Below are 13,978 nucleotides of genomic sequence, written 5' to 3'. Positions count from 1 at the left end.
CCATGTCCCCGAAGCAGTCCCTCAGGCCGATACTCCTGTCTTCCGTCGCCGCCCTCGCGCTTGGACAGGCCTCTCCCGCCCTTGCGCAATGCGTCTTTACGCCCACCGCGGGTGACGATCTCCATATCTGCGACAGCGGCACGTCCGTGGGCGGGCTCGACGATCCGGGCGGAAACAACCAACTCACCCTCCCGGCCGGCGGCACCGGCACCCTCGCGGGCGACGTCAACTTCGGCGGCGGCGCCGACATCGTCGTCATCGATTCGGGCCGGATCGAGGGCGCGGTTGACCAAGGCAATGGCGACGACAGCTTCTCGATTAGCGCCGGGACCGTCACCGGCCAGGTGCAGCAAGGCGAAGGCATTGACGACTTTGTCATGACGGGCGGCGAGATCGACCGGCTCAATCAGGGCGGTTCGATGGATACGTTCCAGATGACCGGCGGCCGCATCGTGGATGCCTTCGACGACGGCGACACGGCACGGATGACCGGCGGGCGGATCGGCCGCGTCAATATGAAGCTTGCCGACAATCTCTTCGACATGTCGGGCGGGATCATCGACCGCAACCTCGTCGCCGGCTTCGGCAACGACACGATCATCCTTTCGGGCGGGACGATCGGCGGTAATATCAGCGTGTCGGGCGGCACCGACAGCATGACGATCACCGGCGGGTCGGTGGGCGGCGACGTGCTGATGAGCGTCGGCACCGACAGCCTCGTCTGGGACGGCGGCGGCGTCGTCCACGGCACGGTCGACCTGGGCGGCGACGACGACAGCGCCCGGCTTGCCAATCTAACCAATGCCAACCTCGGCGGCTCGCCGCGGATCACGGGCGGGTGGGCAGCGATGCGCTGGTTGACAATGTCACGATGGACGGGTCGCGCGCTTCGACGGCTGGAAAATATCCAGGCGACGAACGACAGCGAACTGACGTTCGACGGCTTGCTGACGCTCGGCGACGCGGGCACGGGCACGGCGCTTGAACTCGACGCGTCGAGCACGATCTTCGGCGGTGCCGGCAAGGCGGATCGTCGCCTTCACGGCAGGCGAGCGCGCGACGCTGATCAACGCCGGACGCATCGATTGACCAACGCGGCAATGCGCCGGGCGACAGCTTACCGTCGGCGGCGACTATGTCGGAACGATGGATTGTTGCCGATCGATACCGTACTGGGCGACGACGCATCGCTTCCGACAAGCTGGTGATCGATGGCGGCAGTGCCTCGGGCACGACGGGGATCAGTGTGTTCAATGCCGGCGGAACCGGCGCGGTCACCCAACAGAACGGCATTTGTCGTCGAGGCGATCAATGGCGCGACGACCGCAAGGTGCCTTCGCACTCAACAGCCGGATCGCCGTCGGCGCCTTTGAATATTTCCGTTTCGCGGCGGCATCCGGCTGGCAGCGGCGAGAACTGTATCTCCGATCAACGTTGCCGCCGCCGCCCGAGCCGACGCCGGTTTCGAAACCCCGCCGCCGCCCGCCCCGCGCCTGCTCCGCCGGTGCTGACGCCGCCGCCGCCTGAGCCTGCGCCCGCGCCGCTGCCTCCCGAGCTGCCGGCACCGCCGCTCTGCCAGCACCGGAGCCGCCCCGCCGCCGCCCGAACCGACACCGGACAATCCCGATCCGGTCGACCCGCGCCGCCGGTGACGGAGACCGATCCGCCGCCCGAGCCGACACCCGCGCCCCAGCCGGCGCCCGAACCCGAAGCTCCCCCGCGGCCGCCCGAGCCCCCGGCGGAGCCCGCGCCGCTCCCCTCACCCGACCCTGAGGTCGCGCCCGAGCCGCCGACCCCTGACGCCACGCCCGTGGTCGCAGATGCCGGCGAAGTCGTGCCGCTCTATCGCCCCGAGGTCGCGGCTTTCGTCGCAACGGTTCCCGTTGCGCATCATCTCGCCAGCGCGACGCTCGGGACCTTCCACGAACGGCGCGGCGAACAGGCGCTGCTGCGCGGCGGCGGCGCGCTGCCCGCGACCTGGGGTCGCGTCTTCGCCGAGAATAGCGAGATCAAATGGGACGGCGACGTCGCCCCGTCGCTCGACGGCGACCTTTCGGGCTTTCAGATCGGCCAGGATTTTGCCGGTTTCGGTGACGAGGGCGGCACGAATATCCGCCTCGGCGCCTTTGTCGGACGCTCGTCGACCGACGGGACCGTGCGCGGCCAGGCGATCGGCTGGAACGATCTGACCGTCGGCCAGATCGACGTCAAGGCGACGAGTCTTGCCGGTTATGCCACGATCGTCGGCGAAAACGGCTGGTATGTCGATGCCGTCGTCATGCACAGCTGGTTCGACGGCCAGACCTCGGCCGGTTCGGGCGAGGCGATCGACGTCGACGGCAAGGGGTGGACCGCTTCGCTCGAAGCGGGCTATCCGCTCGCCCTCTCCGACAATTGGACGCTCGAGCCGCAAGCGCAGATATTGTGGCAGCAAGTGAAGCTTGACGACCGCGCCGACAGCTTTTCGACGATCGACTTCGCAACGGGCGATTCGCTCACCGGCCGCGCCGGGCTTCGGCTGCAGGGTGAATATGGCGGCTTCCAGCCTTATCTCCACGCCAGCCTGTGGCACGGCTTTTCGGGCGACCAGACGACGCGGTTCGGCGGCGATCCGATCCGCACCGATCTCGACCGCACCGAGGCCGAGGTCGGCGCCGGCCTGATCGCGCGCTTGGGGACAAGCGTCGCGGTGCATGTGAAGGGAGATTATGGCTTCGACGCCAACGGGCCGCGCAGTCGGCGCTACGGCGGCGCGGTGGGCGTAACGATAAGCTGGTAGTCGTCAGGCGGGCAGGAGCGCCTTGAGCGGGGTTTCGGTGTCGGCGAGCTGTTCGGCAGTCGCGCGGAGCCCCGCGGTGACGATCATGCGGCCCTGGACATAATCCTTGGTCGCGTTGACGCAGTCGATCGCGATCACCTTGCCCGCCTTGAGGTAAACCACCGAGAAGCTGCGCGTGGCGGGATCGCCGCGCAGCACCGCCTGATCGTGCCCGGCCGACAGCCCCGCGGTCTGGAGCTTGAGGTCATATTGATTCGACCAGAACCAGGGGATCGCGTGATAGGGCGCTTCGTCGCCGACGATGCCCTTGGCGACGACATTCGCCTGGTCATTGGCGTTCTGGACCGATTCGAGCCGGATCTCGGCGCCCTCGGCAAAGTCGTTCGCATGCGATGCGCAGTCGCCGATCGCATAGATGTCGGGCAGGCTCGTCTTGCAGAACGGGTCGACGCGCACCCCGTTGGCGCAATCGGCACCGGCGGTGACCAGCGGTTCGACTGCGGGCACGATCCCGATGCCGACGATGACGAGATCGGCGGGGATCACCTCGCCGTCCGACAGCCGCACGCCGGTGACATGCGTCTCGCCCTCGATCGCATCGACGCACACGCCGAGGCGCAGGTCGACGCCGTGATCGCGATGTTCCTTTTCATAGAAGCGCGACAGGTCGGGCCCCGCGACACGCGCGAGCACGCGGTCGAGCGCTTCCAGCAGCACGACCTTCTTGCCCGCCTTGGTGAGCACCGCCGCCGCTTCGAGCCCGATATAGCCGCCGCCGATCACGACGATCTGCTTTGCTGTTTCGGATGCCGCCTTCATCGCGTCGGCATCGGCGCGCGTGCGCACGCCCTGCACGCCGGGTAGATCGCCGCCGGGGATCGGCAGCATGCGCGGCGTCCCGCCGGTCGCCCAGACGAGCTTGCCGTAACCGATCGTCTCGCCGTCCGCGGTGGTGACCGTGTGACCGGCCGGATCGACCGACACGACACGCTGGCCGAGCCGCATCGTCACTTCGCGCTCGTCCCAATATTTGGCGGGGCGCAGCTGAATGCGTTCGAATTCCTTCTCGCCCGCGAAATATTCCTTCGACAAGGGCGGGCGCTCGTAAGGCAGCTCGGGCTCGTCGCCGATGATCGCGATGCTGCCTTCGAACTTCTGCGTGCGCAGCATCACCGCAACCTGCGCACCCCCATGGCCCGCACCCACAATCACCACGTCGAATTGCATCGCTCGCATCTCCCGCTGCTCGTCAGCGCGGCCCTTGCACGCGCGGCGGAGCGAGGCAAGCCGCGCCCGCCTCACCCGCAGGAAAGAAAAAGTTGAAGCTCAGCCCACCACGGCCAACGCCGGCTTCGCCCGGTCAGCCGCAAAACCCGCCGTTTCGATTTCCTCGACTTCGGATCGCAGAACCGCAACGACCTCGCCCAGCTTGGCCGCGATGATCGCAGCCTGCGCCGCCTCAAGCCCGGCCACGACGACCTCGATGCGCATGTGTGAAGGCAGAACGTGCATCGTCAGCGCGCTCGGCACGAAGGCGCGCTGCGCAAAGCAATTGGCGACGCGCGGCAGCGATTGCGGATCGAGGATCGCGTCGACCCGGAAACGGTGCATCACGCCGCCTCGCGCTGCGCGCCGGCGATGACCTCTTCGGCCATTTCGTCGGCGACGATCGCCGGCGAACGCCCTTCGCGCGCCGCCCGCGCAAGCAGGTCGCCTACCCGGGGGGCGATCTGGGCAACGCGCAGCTCGACATCGCGCTCGTCCTCGCCCAGATATTCGGCCGACACGTTGATAATGCCGCCGGCGTTGACGACATAGTCGGGCGCATAGGCGATCCCGCGATCGAGCAGCAGCCCCGCCACGTCGGGCGTCGCGAGCTGGTTGTTGGCGGCGCCACAGACTAGCTTCGCCTTCAGCTTCGCGACTGTGTCGCGGTCGAGCGCGCCGCCGAGCGCGCAGGGGGCGAATATGTCGGCATCGACCGAAGCGATCTCCGTCACGTCGACGACTTCGGCGCCATGTACCGCAGCGAGCCGGTCGCGGCGCACCGGGCTGACGTCGGCGATCACGAGCCGCGCGCCCGCGTCGGCGAGGCGGCGACAGAGGTCGGCACCGACATTGCCGGTGCCCTGCACTGCGACCGTCAGCCCATCGAGTTCCCGGCCCAGCGCGAACCCGGCGGCGACCTGCATCGATTCGAACACGCCCTTCGCGGTCCAGGGCGACGGATCGCCGCCCGCGCGCCCTTCGACCGAGGGCAGGCCCGCGACATGGCGCGAGACCGCGGCGACCTCCTGCATGTCCTCGACCGACGTGCCAACATCCTCTGCGGTGACGTAGAGGCCGCCCAGCGCCTCGACCGCGCGGCCGAAAGCGCGGAACAACGCGACGCGGTCCCATTCGCCCTCGGGCCTCCGCAGCACCGCTTTGGCTCCGCCGAGCGGCAGGCCGGCGAGCGCATTCTTGTAGCTCATGCCTTCGGCAAGGCGCACGGCATCGGCGAGCGCGTGGCTCGCGTCGGGATAGGACCACAGCCGGCACCCGCCGGCGCCCGGCCCCAGCGCGGTCGAGTGAATCGCGATAAACCCGTCGAGCCCCGCTTCGAGATCGTAAAGCCGCACGCATTCGAGCGGCGGGGCGAGACGGGCAAGACGAACGACCATGAAACAAACTCCTTGGATGGACGGGAGCTTGTCGCATTTTCACGCGGGGCAAACTTGATCGATTAGCGGCTGCAGAGAGTGATTTATGGATTTTATGATCGATATAGTTCATGTATCGGGTTGAAATGACCGACTTGGACCCGTTCGAGATAAAAATCCTCCGTGAACTCCAACGCGACGCGAATCAAACGACGGCACAGGTCGCCGAACGCGTCGGGCTGTCGGCGTCGCCCTGCTGGCGCCGCATCGACCGGCTCGAACGCGACGGCTTCATCAGAAAGCGCGTCGCGATCATCGACCGGCGCAAGGTCGGGCTCAACGCCCATGTCTTTGCGCAGGTAAAACTCAACGCCCACGGCCGCGCCAATCTCGACGAGTTCAGCGCGGCGATCCGGGGCTTCCCCGAAGTGCTCGACGCCTATGTGCTGATGGGCACGACCGATTTCATGCTGCGCATCGTCGCGCGCGACATCGACGCTTATGAAAGCTTCTTTTTCGACCAACTCAGCAAATTGCCGGGGGTGCAGGAAATCAACTCGACGGTCGCGCTGTCCGAAATCAAGGCGACGACCGAACTGCCGCTCGGCCAGGATTGAAGCCCGCTCGCGGCTCCATCCCTCAGGTGCGAAAAGCGATCGCCCGAAACTTGCGCAAGGACGCTTGTTTTCATCCGACGGCGCTGCTAGTGGCGCCCCTCGTTGCCGCTTTAGCTCAGTTGGTAGAGCACATCATTCGTAATGATGGGGCCACAGGTTCGAGTCCTGTAAGCGGCACCAGTTTCCTGAAAATATGAAGATGAACGCTGCGCGAAGCCCGCGGCGAACCGCGGCTCACGCCATCGCTCAGCCGACGCAAATATTCGCCATATTTTCGTGAATTTCACCCGAAGGGGTAAATGGTGCCAGAAGAGGACTCACATATTCAAAGCAAGATATTGAATATATGAGACAATATCGGTTTGATTTTACCCATGGCCCCGTTGATGGAACCATTTTCGGCTGCATGTGGTGGTTCGGGTCCCAAGTAGATTGAGCCCGCTCTCACCACTCGGCCAGAACCGATTCCACTCCTTCTTGCTCATTCACGTTTCAAGCTCCAGCTCCAAGGCTGGCATCCGCTCATAATTTGCCATGGATAACCGACCAGAATGGCCGGAAGCGGATCGTCGGCTTGACGTATCGCTAGCTCATATTGCAGCCGTCTCGGCGCCCTTGGGGGTATTAAATAAATTTAATGCGGACCGATTGGGCGCCTTCCAACAATCTCGTGTGCGATCATCTATAGACTCGAAAAACCGACGTACGGACTCCAAACGTGCTTCAACACAACGCGCGGCTTGATCCGCTTTAGCACCGATATCGAGAGTTCCTCCATTTCGCGGCGGCTCCGCCGCCGATCCGGTCGCCAATTCGGTATGATTCTAACGATAATCGATCGTCATATGGTGGTTTTTCGCTCCCGCTCGATCGATATTGTGGATGGCAACCGACGCCAAATCGCCAATCGTTCGAATTGGGAAGATCATGCCCGCTTGGGATGGCGAAAGCCAGCTTTGCCGCAACCCTCACCAGAATGGATGCAAAGGGCGCAGAAACCATGCTAGAATTCGGACATAAATGCTGCGTCATTTCGGGGGAAAGGGCAACGCATGGGGGGCATAGGCACTGAAACGGGCTCGCAGGATAGCGATCTCTACGCGCGTCTCGACGAGCTTGTCAATCGGCGTGCAAACGGGACCCCCTATCGGCGCGCAAAAGGGACCCCCTTTTCAAGATGGCGCAAGGTTGATCGGACACGCGCTCTTGCGCTGCGCGCGGCGTAGGGAGGGCGGAGCCCGACCGGAGGCGCGCGCAGCGCAAAGGCATCTTTTAATCGGAGGTCGGCGGGGGTGGTCAGCTGCGGTTTTTGAAGCGCCAGCTGTCATTGCCGGTCTCGACGATGTCGCAATGATGGGTCACGCGATCGAGGAGCGCGGTGGTCATTTTGGGATCCCCGAACACCGTGGGCCATTCGCCGAACGCGAGGTTGGTGGTGATGATGACGCTGGTCTGCTCGTAGAGCTTACTGATCAGATGGAACAGCAACTGGCCGCCTGAGCGGGCGAACGGTAGATAGCCCAGCTCATCCAGCACCACGAGATCGAGGCGGGCGAGCTGGGCGGCGAGTGCACCGCTCTTGCCGATCCTGGCCTCTTCCTCGAGGCGGGTCACCAGATCGACGGTGTTGAAGTAGCGGCCTCGCGCACCCGAGCGAACGACATTGGCGGCGATAGCGATGGCCAGGTGGGTCTTGCCGGTGCCCGTGCCGCCCACCAGGACGATATTGCGCCGTGCGGGCAGGAACGCGCCGCTGTGCAATGAACGCACCAGCCCCTCGTTGATCGGTGTGCCCTCGAACCGGAACGCATCGATATCCTTCACGACCGGCAGCTTTGCGGCCGCCATCCGGTATCGGATCGACGCGGCATGGCGATGCGTCGCTTCCGCCCGCAGAAGGTCGGTCAGTATCTCCATCGTGGTGCGCTGGCGCTGAAGGCCGGTGGTGACCGCATCGTCGAACGCGCCCGCCATGCCCTTGAGCCCAAGCCCGCGCATCGCCTCGATCATGTCATGCCGCAGCATCGAAGGTCCTCAGCTGGTCGTAACGGGCGCAGTCGGCGATCGGCGGATGGCGTAGCGCGCTATCCTCGGAGGTGATGATCGTAAGTGGGCGCGGCGGCTCGCGGCGGCGCGCCAGGATATTGAGGATCAGATCGTCGCTCGCCGTGCCGGTCGCCAGCGCTTCGCGCACGGCCGCTTCGACCGGATCCAGGCCATCGGTCAGCACGGCCGACAGCACACGGACGAACCGGCGGTCGGCATCGTCGCCGTTCCCCAGCTTGCGGCGCAGGCGAGCCAGTGCCGGCGGCAGATCCCAGTCCTGGAAGGGCGCACCGTTCCGTAGCGCGCCGGGCTTGCGGGCCAGCACCGGCAGATAATGCCAGGGGTCGTAAATCGTGCGGTTACGCCCGAAGTAGCGAGGATGCTCGGCGACAACCTCCTCGCCGCAGCGCACGATGATGCGGTCGGCATAGGCACGGACCTGCACCGTGCGCCGCGCCATCGTCGAGAGAACCGAGTAGCGGTTGCGGTCGAAGCTGATCAGGCAGGTGCCCGTCACGGCATGCTCGCTCTCGTTGAAGCCGTCGAACGGCCCCAGCATCGGTTGCAGTGCCGATCGTTCGATCTCCAGCGCCTGCGCCACGGTTAGCTCGCCCTGCTCAGGATGCGCCTGCCGTTCCGCCCAGCGCCGACACTCGGCCTCCAGCCAGCCATTGAGCTCCTCGAGGCTGGCGAACCGCAACCGGGGCTGGAAGAAGCGGCCCCGGATCGTCTGCACCTGGTTCTCGACCTGCCCCTTCTCCCATCCCGCCGCAGGCGAGCAGGCGGTCGGCTCGATCATATAATGGGCGGTCATGATCAGGAACCGCCGGTTGAAGACCCGTTCCTTGCCGGTGAACACGCTGGTCACCGCCGTCTTCATATTATCGTAGATGCCGCGCCCCGGCACGCCGCCGAAGAAGGCAAAGCCGCGCGCATGCGCGTCGAACAGCATCTCCTGGCTCTCGCGTGGATAGGCTCGGACATAGACCGCTCGCGATGCGCACAGTCGCATATGCGCGACCTTCACTCGCATCGGTGTGCCGGCGATCTCTACATCCTCATGGCTCCAGTCGAACTGGTAGGCCTCGCCCGGCTTGAACGTCAGCGGGATGAAGGCGGTGACACCATCGCCGGCATCCTTGCGCCGAAGGGCCTTCCAGCGCGCCGTGTAGCGGCGCACGGCATCGTAGGAGCCCTCAAAACCTTCGCGCACCAGCAGGTCATGGATCCGCGTCATCCGCAGCCGCTCGCGCCTGCCGCGCACCTCATTCTCTTCCAGCAGCGTATCGAGCCGATCCTGAAACGGACCGATCCGCGGCAGTGGCTGAACCTTGCGCTGATAGTCGAATGTGCCTTCCGGCGCTCGGATCGCCTTGCGGATCACCTTCCGCGACACATGCAAATCCCGCGCGATCGCCTTGATCGCCTTACCACCGGCATACTCGCGCCGAATCCGAACCACTGTCTCCAAAACCAACATCCCGATCTCGCCGCCTGATTATCCAGCCGGCTGCTTAAACCATCGAAATGAGGGGTCCCTTTTAGACGCCGATCACCCCGCTAACGGGGTCCTTTTTGCACGCCGGTCCACACTTTCGCGACAGGGCGAGGACAGTTACCGCATCACGCTTGCGGTCGCCGGCTTCCGCCCCGGGGATATCGAGGTGGTGGCCCAGCAGAACCAACTCATCATCAGCGGCAAGCGCGGCGAGGACAATGACGAGGGGCAGTATCTGCACCGCGGCATTGCGGCCCGCGCCTTCGAACGGCGCTTCCAGCTTGCCGACTATGTCGAAGTCGCCTCCGCCGACTTCGATAATGGTTTGCTGAAAATCGATCTGCGGCGCGTCGTCCCCGAGGCAATGAAGCCGCGCAAGATCGAGATCGGCGGCAGTTCCCCTGCCAATGATCGCCTGGAAGCCCCGAAGAAGAAAGACCTCAAGGCGGCCTGATCGGGGCACCGGCTCGCCGCCCGCAGCGGCGGCGAGCCACGCTGAAACTCTCTAGCCAGAAAGGAGATGCTATCATGGCTATTCGTGATCTGATCCCCTGGAGCCGGCAGGAGAACCGGCTCCCCGTTCCGGTCAGCGCCGAGCGCGATCGGGGCGATCATCCGCTTGTGTCGCTTCACCGCGACGTCAATCGCCTGTTCGACGATCTCTTCCGCGGGTTCGGTATGTCGTCGTTCGGCGGCCTCGGTCGCGAACCGTCGTGGCCAAGCCTCGAGTTCGGCGAGACCGACACCGAAGTTCGGGTGATTGCCGAGCTTCCCGGTCTTGACGAGAAGGATGTCGAAATCACCGTCGAGGAAGGCGTTCTGACGCTCCGCGGCGAGAAGAAATCCGAGGTCGAAGACAAGGACCGCGGCTATACCGAACGCAGCTACGGCCGCTTCGAACGGCGCATCGGCCTGCCGCGCGGCGTCGAACGCGACAAGGCGAGCGCGACGTTCCAGAATGGCGTGCTCACCATCACCCTGCCCAAGTCGGAGGCGGCGAACGAGAACGTCCGCCGCATTTCGGTCAATGCGCGGGCAGCATGACGGGCAGGCCCGGGACTTCGGTCCCGGGCCGAGCCTGCCGGGCGCCACAGTACAAGTCGTGCCGGCGGTGGCAGCCAACGATAATCAATGGCCAGCCGCACATCGCATTTGCGCGCTGCCGCCCGACGCCCGGGCGATTATCGAGCCTCTGCCCATCGGCACCAACCGTGCAGGCCGCGCGCAGGCGAGCCGGTGGCGATTGCGTTTTGCTCCGCGATGGCGTCCCAAAGCCGATCCGCTCTCCAGCTGGACCGGGGGTGGCGACCCGCTGGCGCAAGTGGAGCTTCGGTTTGCGACCCCCCATGCCGCCGAGCGCTATTGCCGGATCCAGGGCATCCCGTTCGAGATCCGGGACCCCGCCGGGATACGCAGGTCAGATTTGCCCTGCCTGATCGGCGAAGCCCCGCCCCGGCTTTGCTGCTCGCCAACCGGTCCGCACGCGCTCTGCTGCGGCAATTATCCGATCGGCGCGCAGGGTAAGGAGCGACTCAACTCGGACCCGCCGAGTCATTCTGCGTTCAGTTTCGCCGGATAGATTTCCGTTTCCACCATCAACACAGGAGGACGATTGATGCGTAAAATCCGTACGGCCGTCTTCGCCAGCATCGCGGCGTTGGCAGCCGCAGGCACGGCGGTAGCGGCAACCGCAGATACCCGGGTGATGAAAGTCGGCCTGCCCGACGGTTCGGTCGCCCGGATCGAATATCAAGGCGAAGTCGCACCGAAGGTGACCGTGGTACCGGCGGTGAAGCTCATTCCGGTCCAGTGGACCGATCCTTTCGAAGCCGCCCCCTTCGCCATGTTCGACCGGATCGCAGCGGCAATGCACCGGCAAACCGAGATGATGATGCAGCAGGTGCATACCCTGCAGCGCGAACCGAACGCGCTTGGCATGATGAATCTTGCCGGCTTCGGTTCGCTACCCGCGGGGACGGTGAGTTATAGTTTCTCGTCCGCCAGCACCGGCAATGGCACATGCAGCCGCAGCGTTCAGGTCACCTCCCTCGGGGCGGGGCAGCAGCCCAAAGTCGTGTCCAAGAGTTCGGGCGACTGCGGCCACGCGGCCAAGGCGCCGGCCGGCGAAGCGAGTGCGGCCGAGAATGTCGGCAAACCCCCGCAAACGACATGACCGTCGGGGAGCGGCGCCTGCGCGCCGCTCCCTTTCAGTCGTCGTTTAGCGCACGAAAGCGTTCAGCGACTGATGCTGCGACACAGTTCGTAGAGCTTTCGCACCTTGGGATGGTTCACGCCATGTTCGCTGCGGAACCGCGCTTTATTTGAACAAGCGGCAACCTGTTGCGGTGTCGCGCGGCGTGCGCGATCATTCCGGTGCGCCGGGCCGTTCCCCATTGTCGATTTCAAGAGCATGTCCTGACGCACCACATCGACGTGCCGCTCCAGCTGATCCGTGGGGAGATCCTGAGCGGCGACGGGCGCCGTGAAGATCAGTGCGGCGAGGACCGCCCTTCGCTTGGTAGTCACACCTGTCTCCTGCATCCATGCAACATATAGCGCGAGAGGTGCGGTGAGTAATCGCCACGCCTTCCAGTGGTGCGATCTCAGCGCCGAACCGTTGGCGCAGGCGGTGCGCCGACGGGCAACGGCGCCGCCGGCTGGCGGCGCTGACGTGCAAGTATATCCTGCCGCTGCGCCTCGCTCATCACGCGCCCCGCGATAAAAAAGCGCTTTGGCGTGCGACAGGGCTCTGGCACCGATTCGGTGACATTGCTCAGAGGCCCTGCCCTATAGCCGCCGCTCAGCGCGATTTCGTCGCCGACATGGACGGCATTCCCCGTCGTGCTGTCTGTAATGCCGATACGACCGTCGGGCGTCCTCTCGATGCCGGTATCGTGGTGCCAGACGATGATCGGGCCTTCGTCGCTGTCGCCCCGAAGGCATCCGTGACGATTGAGGTGCAGCCGCCCCATGAAAAGCGCTTGCATCGTCATTTCGGTGCGTATGGTCTGCCGGATCAGCACGGGTAGCGGCGCCGCACCGCTCGCCTGCGCGCTGACCGGAGAGACACGCGCTGTCGATGCACAGGCCGGCAAGCCGAGAATCGCCAGGACCAGAACCGCGTGATGCGAACAGATTTTCATGAAATCCTCCTTTGCCCGCCTCCCCGGCAGGCCATCGCCTCGCATTGGCATCGCGCAGATTGTCAGAGCCTGAACGCCGGGGATAACAAGATTGCGAAGGACGCGTTCACCGGCTTCGCCGGTTGCAGGTGAGAACGACTTAGCGGTACCAGCAAAAGCTCCAAAGATCGCGTAGTCGCAACTGGCCGGTAGCGATCGGTCGGCTTTCAGAGAGGGGCAGAGAAAAGCGGACACCGACCTCCGGCCACCGCTCGCCTCTTACATCTTTGACCCCCGGCCCCCATATCCACGTCATCGCGGCATCGGAAATTGTAGGCCGTCGCGGCTGAGAGACATCGCGCTCCCGCTTACGAAGGAGGCGTAGCATGACTTCCGAGGTGCAGGGACAAGGCGCGATCAAGCGGCGACCTAACCGCTTCTTTCGCAGGAGCAGCACTCCGTTCGCGCGCGATGACGCGCGCAGGCAGGGCGATATCAGTCAGCTTGCCTATCTGGTGATGGGCGGCCGCGATCCTGCGGTTGCCTTTCTCAATACCGAGAATGTCGAACTCGGAGGTCGGCCGCTGGCGGTAGCAACTGCCAGTGCCGAGGGATATGAGCAGGTGGCAGCCGCCATTCGGGCGTGGGAAAGCGGTCCGTTACCAAAATGAGCCGCGCAATGAACCTGGCCTTGCCCGAAGAGGAAGTCCGCCGCCTTTGCCTCGCGCAGGGCGTCAGCATCAGCGCGATCGAGCCGCTTCAGTCGGGCGGCACCCGTCTCGTCTGTACCTCGAGCGCGGGGGCCGAGGAAATGCGGCTGCGACTTCGTGGCCATCTTATCGAGGGCGATGTCGTACGCTACCGTTTTTACCGCCCATCGGCGAACGAGAATTAATATCTCTCAATCCCGTATTCGTGCGGCGATCCTCGCAGAATGTGTTATAAGGCCACATCACCTGAATTTTGAACAAGCTCCATGTGACAGAGGGACAAATATTGTGCTCTCGCTTGATGCAGGAGCACGCACCATGTGCCTCAACCAGCTACTCGAAGACGAACAGATCGCGCTGATGCGCTATTCCGCCGCGACCAAACCCTCGGAGGTCATGCGATATCGGCGCAAGATCGAAAGCCTCGGTCAGCGCTTCAAATCCTTCCCCTACCGTCACCGTCCCTATCTTTCTCCGAATGTCCGGAGCGGAGCGATCGCTTCGGCCCGCCCGCAGCGCTCGGACGAATTCTCGTATCGGGCGATCGAACGGAAGGACGTCTGA

The 13,978-nt window shown here is 64.6% G+C and carries 17 protein-coding genes and 1 tRNA gene; 11 read left to right on the top strand and 7 right to left on the bottom strand.

The window, feature by feature from the left end:
• Window positions 1-2 precede the first annotated feature (2 nt).
• Both OVY29_RS01305 and OVY29_RS01300 read left to right on the top strand, forming a co-directional pair.
• The gene (locus OVY29_RS01305; protein ID WP_313910676.1) at window positions 3-1,208 is read left to right on the top strand and encodes a hypothetical protein; all 1,206 of its coding nucleotides are present in this window, start codon (window positions 3-5) and stop codon (window positions 1,206-1,208) included.
• Between the two features lie 440 nt (window positions 1,209-1,648).
• On the top strand, window positions 1,649-2,779 hold the full coding sequence (locus OVY29_RS01300; protein WP_313910675.1) for an autotransporter outer membrane beta-barrel domain-containing protein: 1,131 nt from the start codon (window positions 1,649-1,651) through the stop codon (window positions 2,777-2,779).
• Between the two features lie 3 nt (window positions 2,780-2,782).
• Here the strand turns inward: OVY29_RS01300 and OVY29_RS01295 are convergent, their stop codons facing one another.
• The 3 genes from OVY29_RS01295 to OVY29_RS01285 all read right to left on the bottom strand — a co-directional run bounded on the left by OVY29_RS01295 (window position 2,783) and on the right by OVY29_RS01285 (window position 5,442).
• Window positions 2,783-4,006: an NAD(P)/FAD-dependent oxidoreductase gene (locus OVY29_RS01295; RefSeq protein WP_081933163.1), complete on the bottom strand. Its 1,224-nt coding sequence runs from the start codon at window positions 4,004-4,006 to the stop codon at window positions 2,783-2,785.
• A 99-nt stretch (window positions 4,007-4,105) separates the two neighbouring features.
• A complete protein-coding gene (locus OVY29_RS01290) occupies window positions 4,106-4,390 on the bottom strand; it encodes a hypothetical protein (RefSeq protein WP_037556723.1) in 285 nt (94 codons plus the stop codon).
• Window positions 4,390-5,442: a Leu/Phe/Val dehydrogenase gene (locus OVY29_RS01285; protein WP_037556722.1), complete on the bottom strand. Its 1,053-nt coding sequence runs from the start codon at window positions 5,440-5,442 to the stop codon at window positions 4,390-4,392. Before OVY29_RS01285 ends, OVY29_RS01290 begins: the two co-directional genes overlap by 1 nt.
• 125 nt (window positions 5,443-5,567) lie before the next feature.
• Between OVY29_RS01285 and OVY29_RS01280 the strand changes: the two genes are divergently transcribed.
• Both OVY29_RS01280 and OVY29_RS01275 read left to right on the top strand, forming a co-directional pair.
• Window positions 5,568-6,038, top strand: a complete 471-nt coding sequence (locus OVY29_RS01280; protein WP_037556720.1) for an Lrp/AsnC family transcriptional regulator — start codon at window positions 5,568-5,570, stop codon at window positions 6,036-6,038.
• A gap of 104 nt (window positions 6,039-6,142) precedes the next feature.
• Window positions 6,143-6,218 (top strand) — tRNA-Thr (locus OVY29_RS01275).
• A 1,116-nt stretch (window positions 6,219-7,334) separates the two neighbouring features.
• Here the strand turns inward: OVY29_RS01275 and istB are convergent.
• The gene (istB, locus tag OVY29_RS01270; RefSeq protein ID WP_300501673.1) at window positions 7,335-8,063 is read right to left on the bottom strand and encodes an IS21-like element helper ATPase IstB; all 729 of its coding nucleotides are present in this window, start codon (window positions 8,061-8,063) and stop codon (window positions 7,335-7,337) included.
• Window positions 8,050-9,564 carry an IS21 family transposase gene (gene istA / locus OVY29_RS01265; RefSeq protein ID WP_300501672.1) on the bottom strand — a complete coding sequence of 505 codons (1,515 nt, stop codon included), beginning with the start codon at window positions 9,562-9,564 and terminating at the stop codon, window positions 8,050-8,052. The genes istB and istA overlap by 14 nt, the downstream gene beginning before the upstream one ends.
• Between istA and OVY29_RS01260 the strand changes: the two genes are divergently transcribed.
• The 4 genes from OVY29_RS01260 to OVY29_RS01245 all read left to right on the top strand — a co-directional run bounded on the left by OVY29_RS01260 (window position 9,458) and on the right by OVY29_RS01245 (window position 11,755).
• Window positions 9,458-10,036: an Hsp20 family protein gene (locus OVY29_RS01260; RefSeq protein WP_313910674.1), complete on the top strand. Its 579-nt coding sequence runs from the start codon at window positions 9,458-9,460 to the stop codon at window positions 10,034-10,036. The genes istA and OVY29_RS01260 overlap by 107 nt on opposite strands.
• 74 nt (window positions 10,037-10,110) lie before the next feature.
• Window positions 10,111-10,626 (top strand): Hsp20/alpha crystallin family protein, encoded by a 516-nt coding sequence (locus OVY29_RS01255; RefSeq protein ID WP_313910673.1) that lies wholly within the window; start codon window positions 10,111-10,113, stop codon window positions 10,624-10,626.
• Window positions 10,627-10,693: 67 nt separating this feature from the next.
• On the top strand, window positions 10,694-11,161 hold the full coding sequence (locus OVY29_RS01250) for an NADH dehydrogenase ubiquinone Fe-S protein 4 (protein ID WP_313910672.1): 468 nt from the start codon (window positions 10,694-10,696) through the stop codon (window positions 11,159-11,161).
• A 36-nt stretch (window positions 11,162-11,197) separates the two neighbouring features.
• A complete protein-coding gene (locus tag OVY29_RS01245; RefSeq protein WP_313910671.1) occupies window positions 11,198-11,755 on the top strand; it encodes a hypothetical protein in 558 nt (185 codons plus the stop codon).
• 62 nt (window positions 11,756-11,817) lie between these two features.
• On the opposite strand, the gene OVY29_RS01240 is transcribed toward OVY29_RS01245, so the two are convergent.
• Window positions 11,818-12,108 carry a hypothetical protein gene (locus tag OVY29_RS01240; RefSeq protein ID WP_313910670.1) on the bottom strand — a complete coding sequence of 97 codons (291 nt, stop codon included), beginning with the start codon at window positions 12,106-12,108 and terminating at the stop codon, window positions 11,818-11,820.
• A 77-nt stretch (window positions 12,109-12,185) separates the two neighbouring features.
• Entirely contained in the window at window positions 12,186-12,959 is a 774-nt protein-coding gene (locus OVY29_RS01235) for a hypothetical protein (RefSeq protein WP_313910669.1), read from the bottom strand.
• Between the two features lie 131 nt (window positions 12,960-13,090).
• On the opposite strand from OVY29_RS01235, the gene OVY29_RS01230 reads away from it, so the two are divergent.
• From OVY29_RS01230 to OVY29_RS01220, 3 genes are all read left to right on the top strand, one after another.
• Window positions 13,091-13,375, top strand: coding sequence for an antitoxin Xre/MbcA/ParS toxin-binding domain-containing protein (locus OVY29_RS01230; RefSeq protein WP_054727980.1), 285 nt, complete (start codon window positions 13,091-13,093; stop codon window positions 13,373-13,375).
• 8 nt (window positions 13,376-13,383) lie between these two features.
• The gene (locus tag OVY29_RS01225) at window positions 13,384-13,599 is read left to right on the top strand and encodes a hypothetical protein (protein WP_313910668.1); all 216 of its coding nucleotides are present in this window, start codon (window positions 13,384-13,386) and stop codon (window positions 13,597-13,599) included.
• Between the two features lie 175 nt (window positions 13,600-13,774).
• Complete coding sequence (locus OVY29_RS01220) at window positions 13,775-13,978, top strand: hypothetical protein (protein WP_156344030.1); 204 nt, start codon at window positions 13,775-13,777, stop codon at window positions 13,976-13,978.

This window comes from Sphingopyxis sp. SE2 (assembly GCF_032227185.1).
Taxonomy (GTDB): domain Bacteria; phylum Pseudomonadota; class Alphaproteobacteria; order Sphingomonadales; family Sphingomonadaceae; genus Sphingopyxis.
The sequence above is the reverse complement of the archived record's forward strand: the minus strand, read 5'-3'. Positions and strand labels throughout refer to the sequence as shown.

Excerpts from the sequence above, each read along its gene's own strand:
- OVY29_RS01295 (WP_081933163.1), bottom strand. The coding sequence starts at position 4,006 with ATGCAATTCGACGTGGTGATTGTGGGTGCGGGCCATGGGGGTGCGCAG.
- OVY29_RS01255 (WP_313910673.1), top strand. The coding sequence starts at position 10,111 with ATGGCTATTCGTGATCTGATCCCCTGGAGCCGGCAGGAGAACCGGCTC.
- OVY29_RS01230 (WP_054727980.1), top strand. The coding sequence starts at position 13,091 with ATGACTTCCGAGGTGCAGGGACAAGGCGCGATCAAGCGGCGACCTAAC.
- OVY29_RS01225 (WP_313910668.1), top strand. The coding sequence starts at position 13,384 with ATGAACCTGGCCTTGCCCGAAGAGGAAGTCCGCCGCCTTTGCCTCGCG.
- OVY29_RS01305 (WP_313910676.1), top strand. The coding sequence starts at position 3 with ATGTCCCCGAAGCAGTCCCTCAGGCCGATACTCCTGTCTTCCGTCGCC.
- OVY29_RS01285 (WP_037556722.1), bottom strand. The coding sequence starts at position 5,442 with ATGGTCGTTCGTCTTGCCCGTCTCGCCCCGCCGCTCGAATGCGTGCGG.
- istB (WP_300501673.1), bottom strand. The coding sequence starts at position 8,063 with ATGCTGCGGCATGACATGATCGAGGCGATGCGCGGGCTTGGGCTCAAG.
- OVY29_RS01290 (WP_037556723.1), bottom strand. The coding sequence starts at position 4,390 with ATGCACCGTTTCCGGGTCGACGCGATCCTCGATCCGCAATCGCTGCCG.
- istA (WP_300501672.1), bottom strand. The coding sequence starts at position 9,564 with ATGTTGGTTTTGGAGACAGTGGTTCGGATTCGGCGCGAGTATGCCGGT.
- OVY29_RS01280 (WP_037556720.1), top strand. The coding sequence starts at position 5,568 with ATGACCGACTTGGACCCGTTCGAGATAAAAATCCTCCGTGAACTCCAA.
- OVY29_RS01245 (WP_313910671.1), top strand. The coding sequence starts at position 11,198 with ATGCGTAAAATCCGTACGGCCGTCTTCGCCAGCATCGCGGCGTTGGCA.
- OVY29_RS01220 (WP_156344030.1), top strand. The coding sequence starts at position 13,775 with ATGCGCTATTCCGCCGCGACCAAACCCTCGGAGGTCATGCGATATCGG.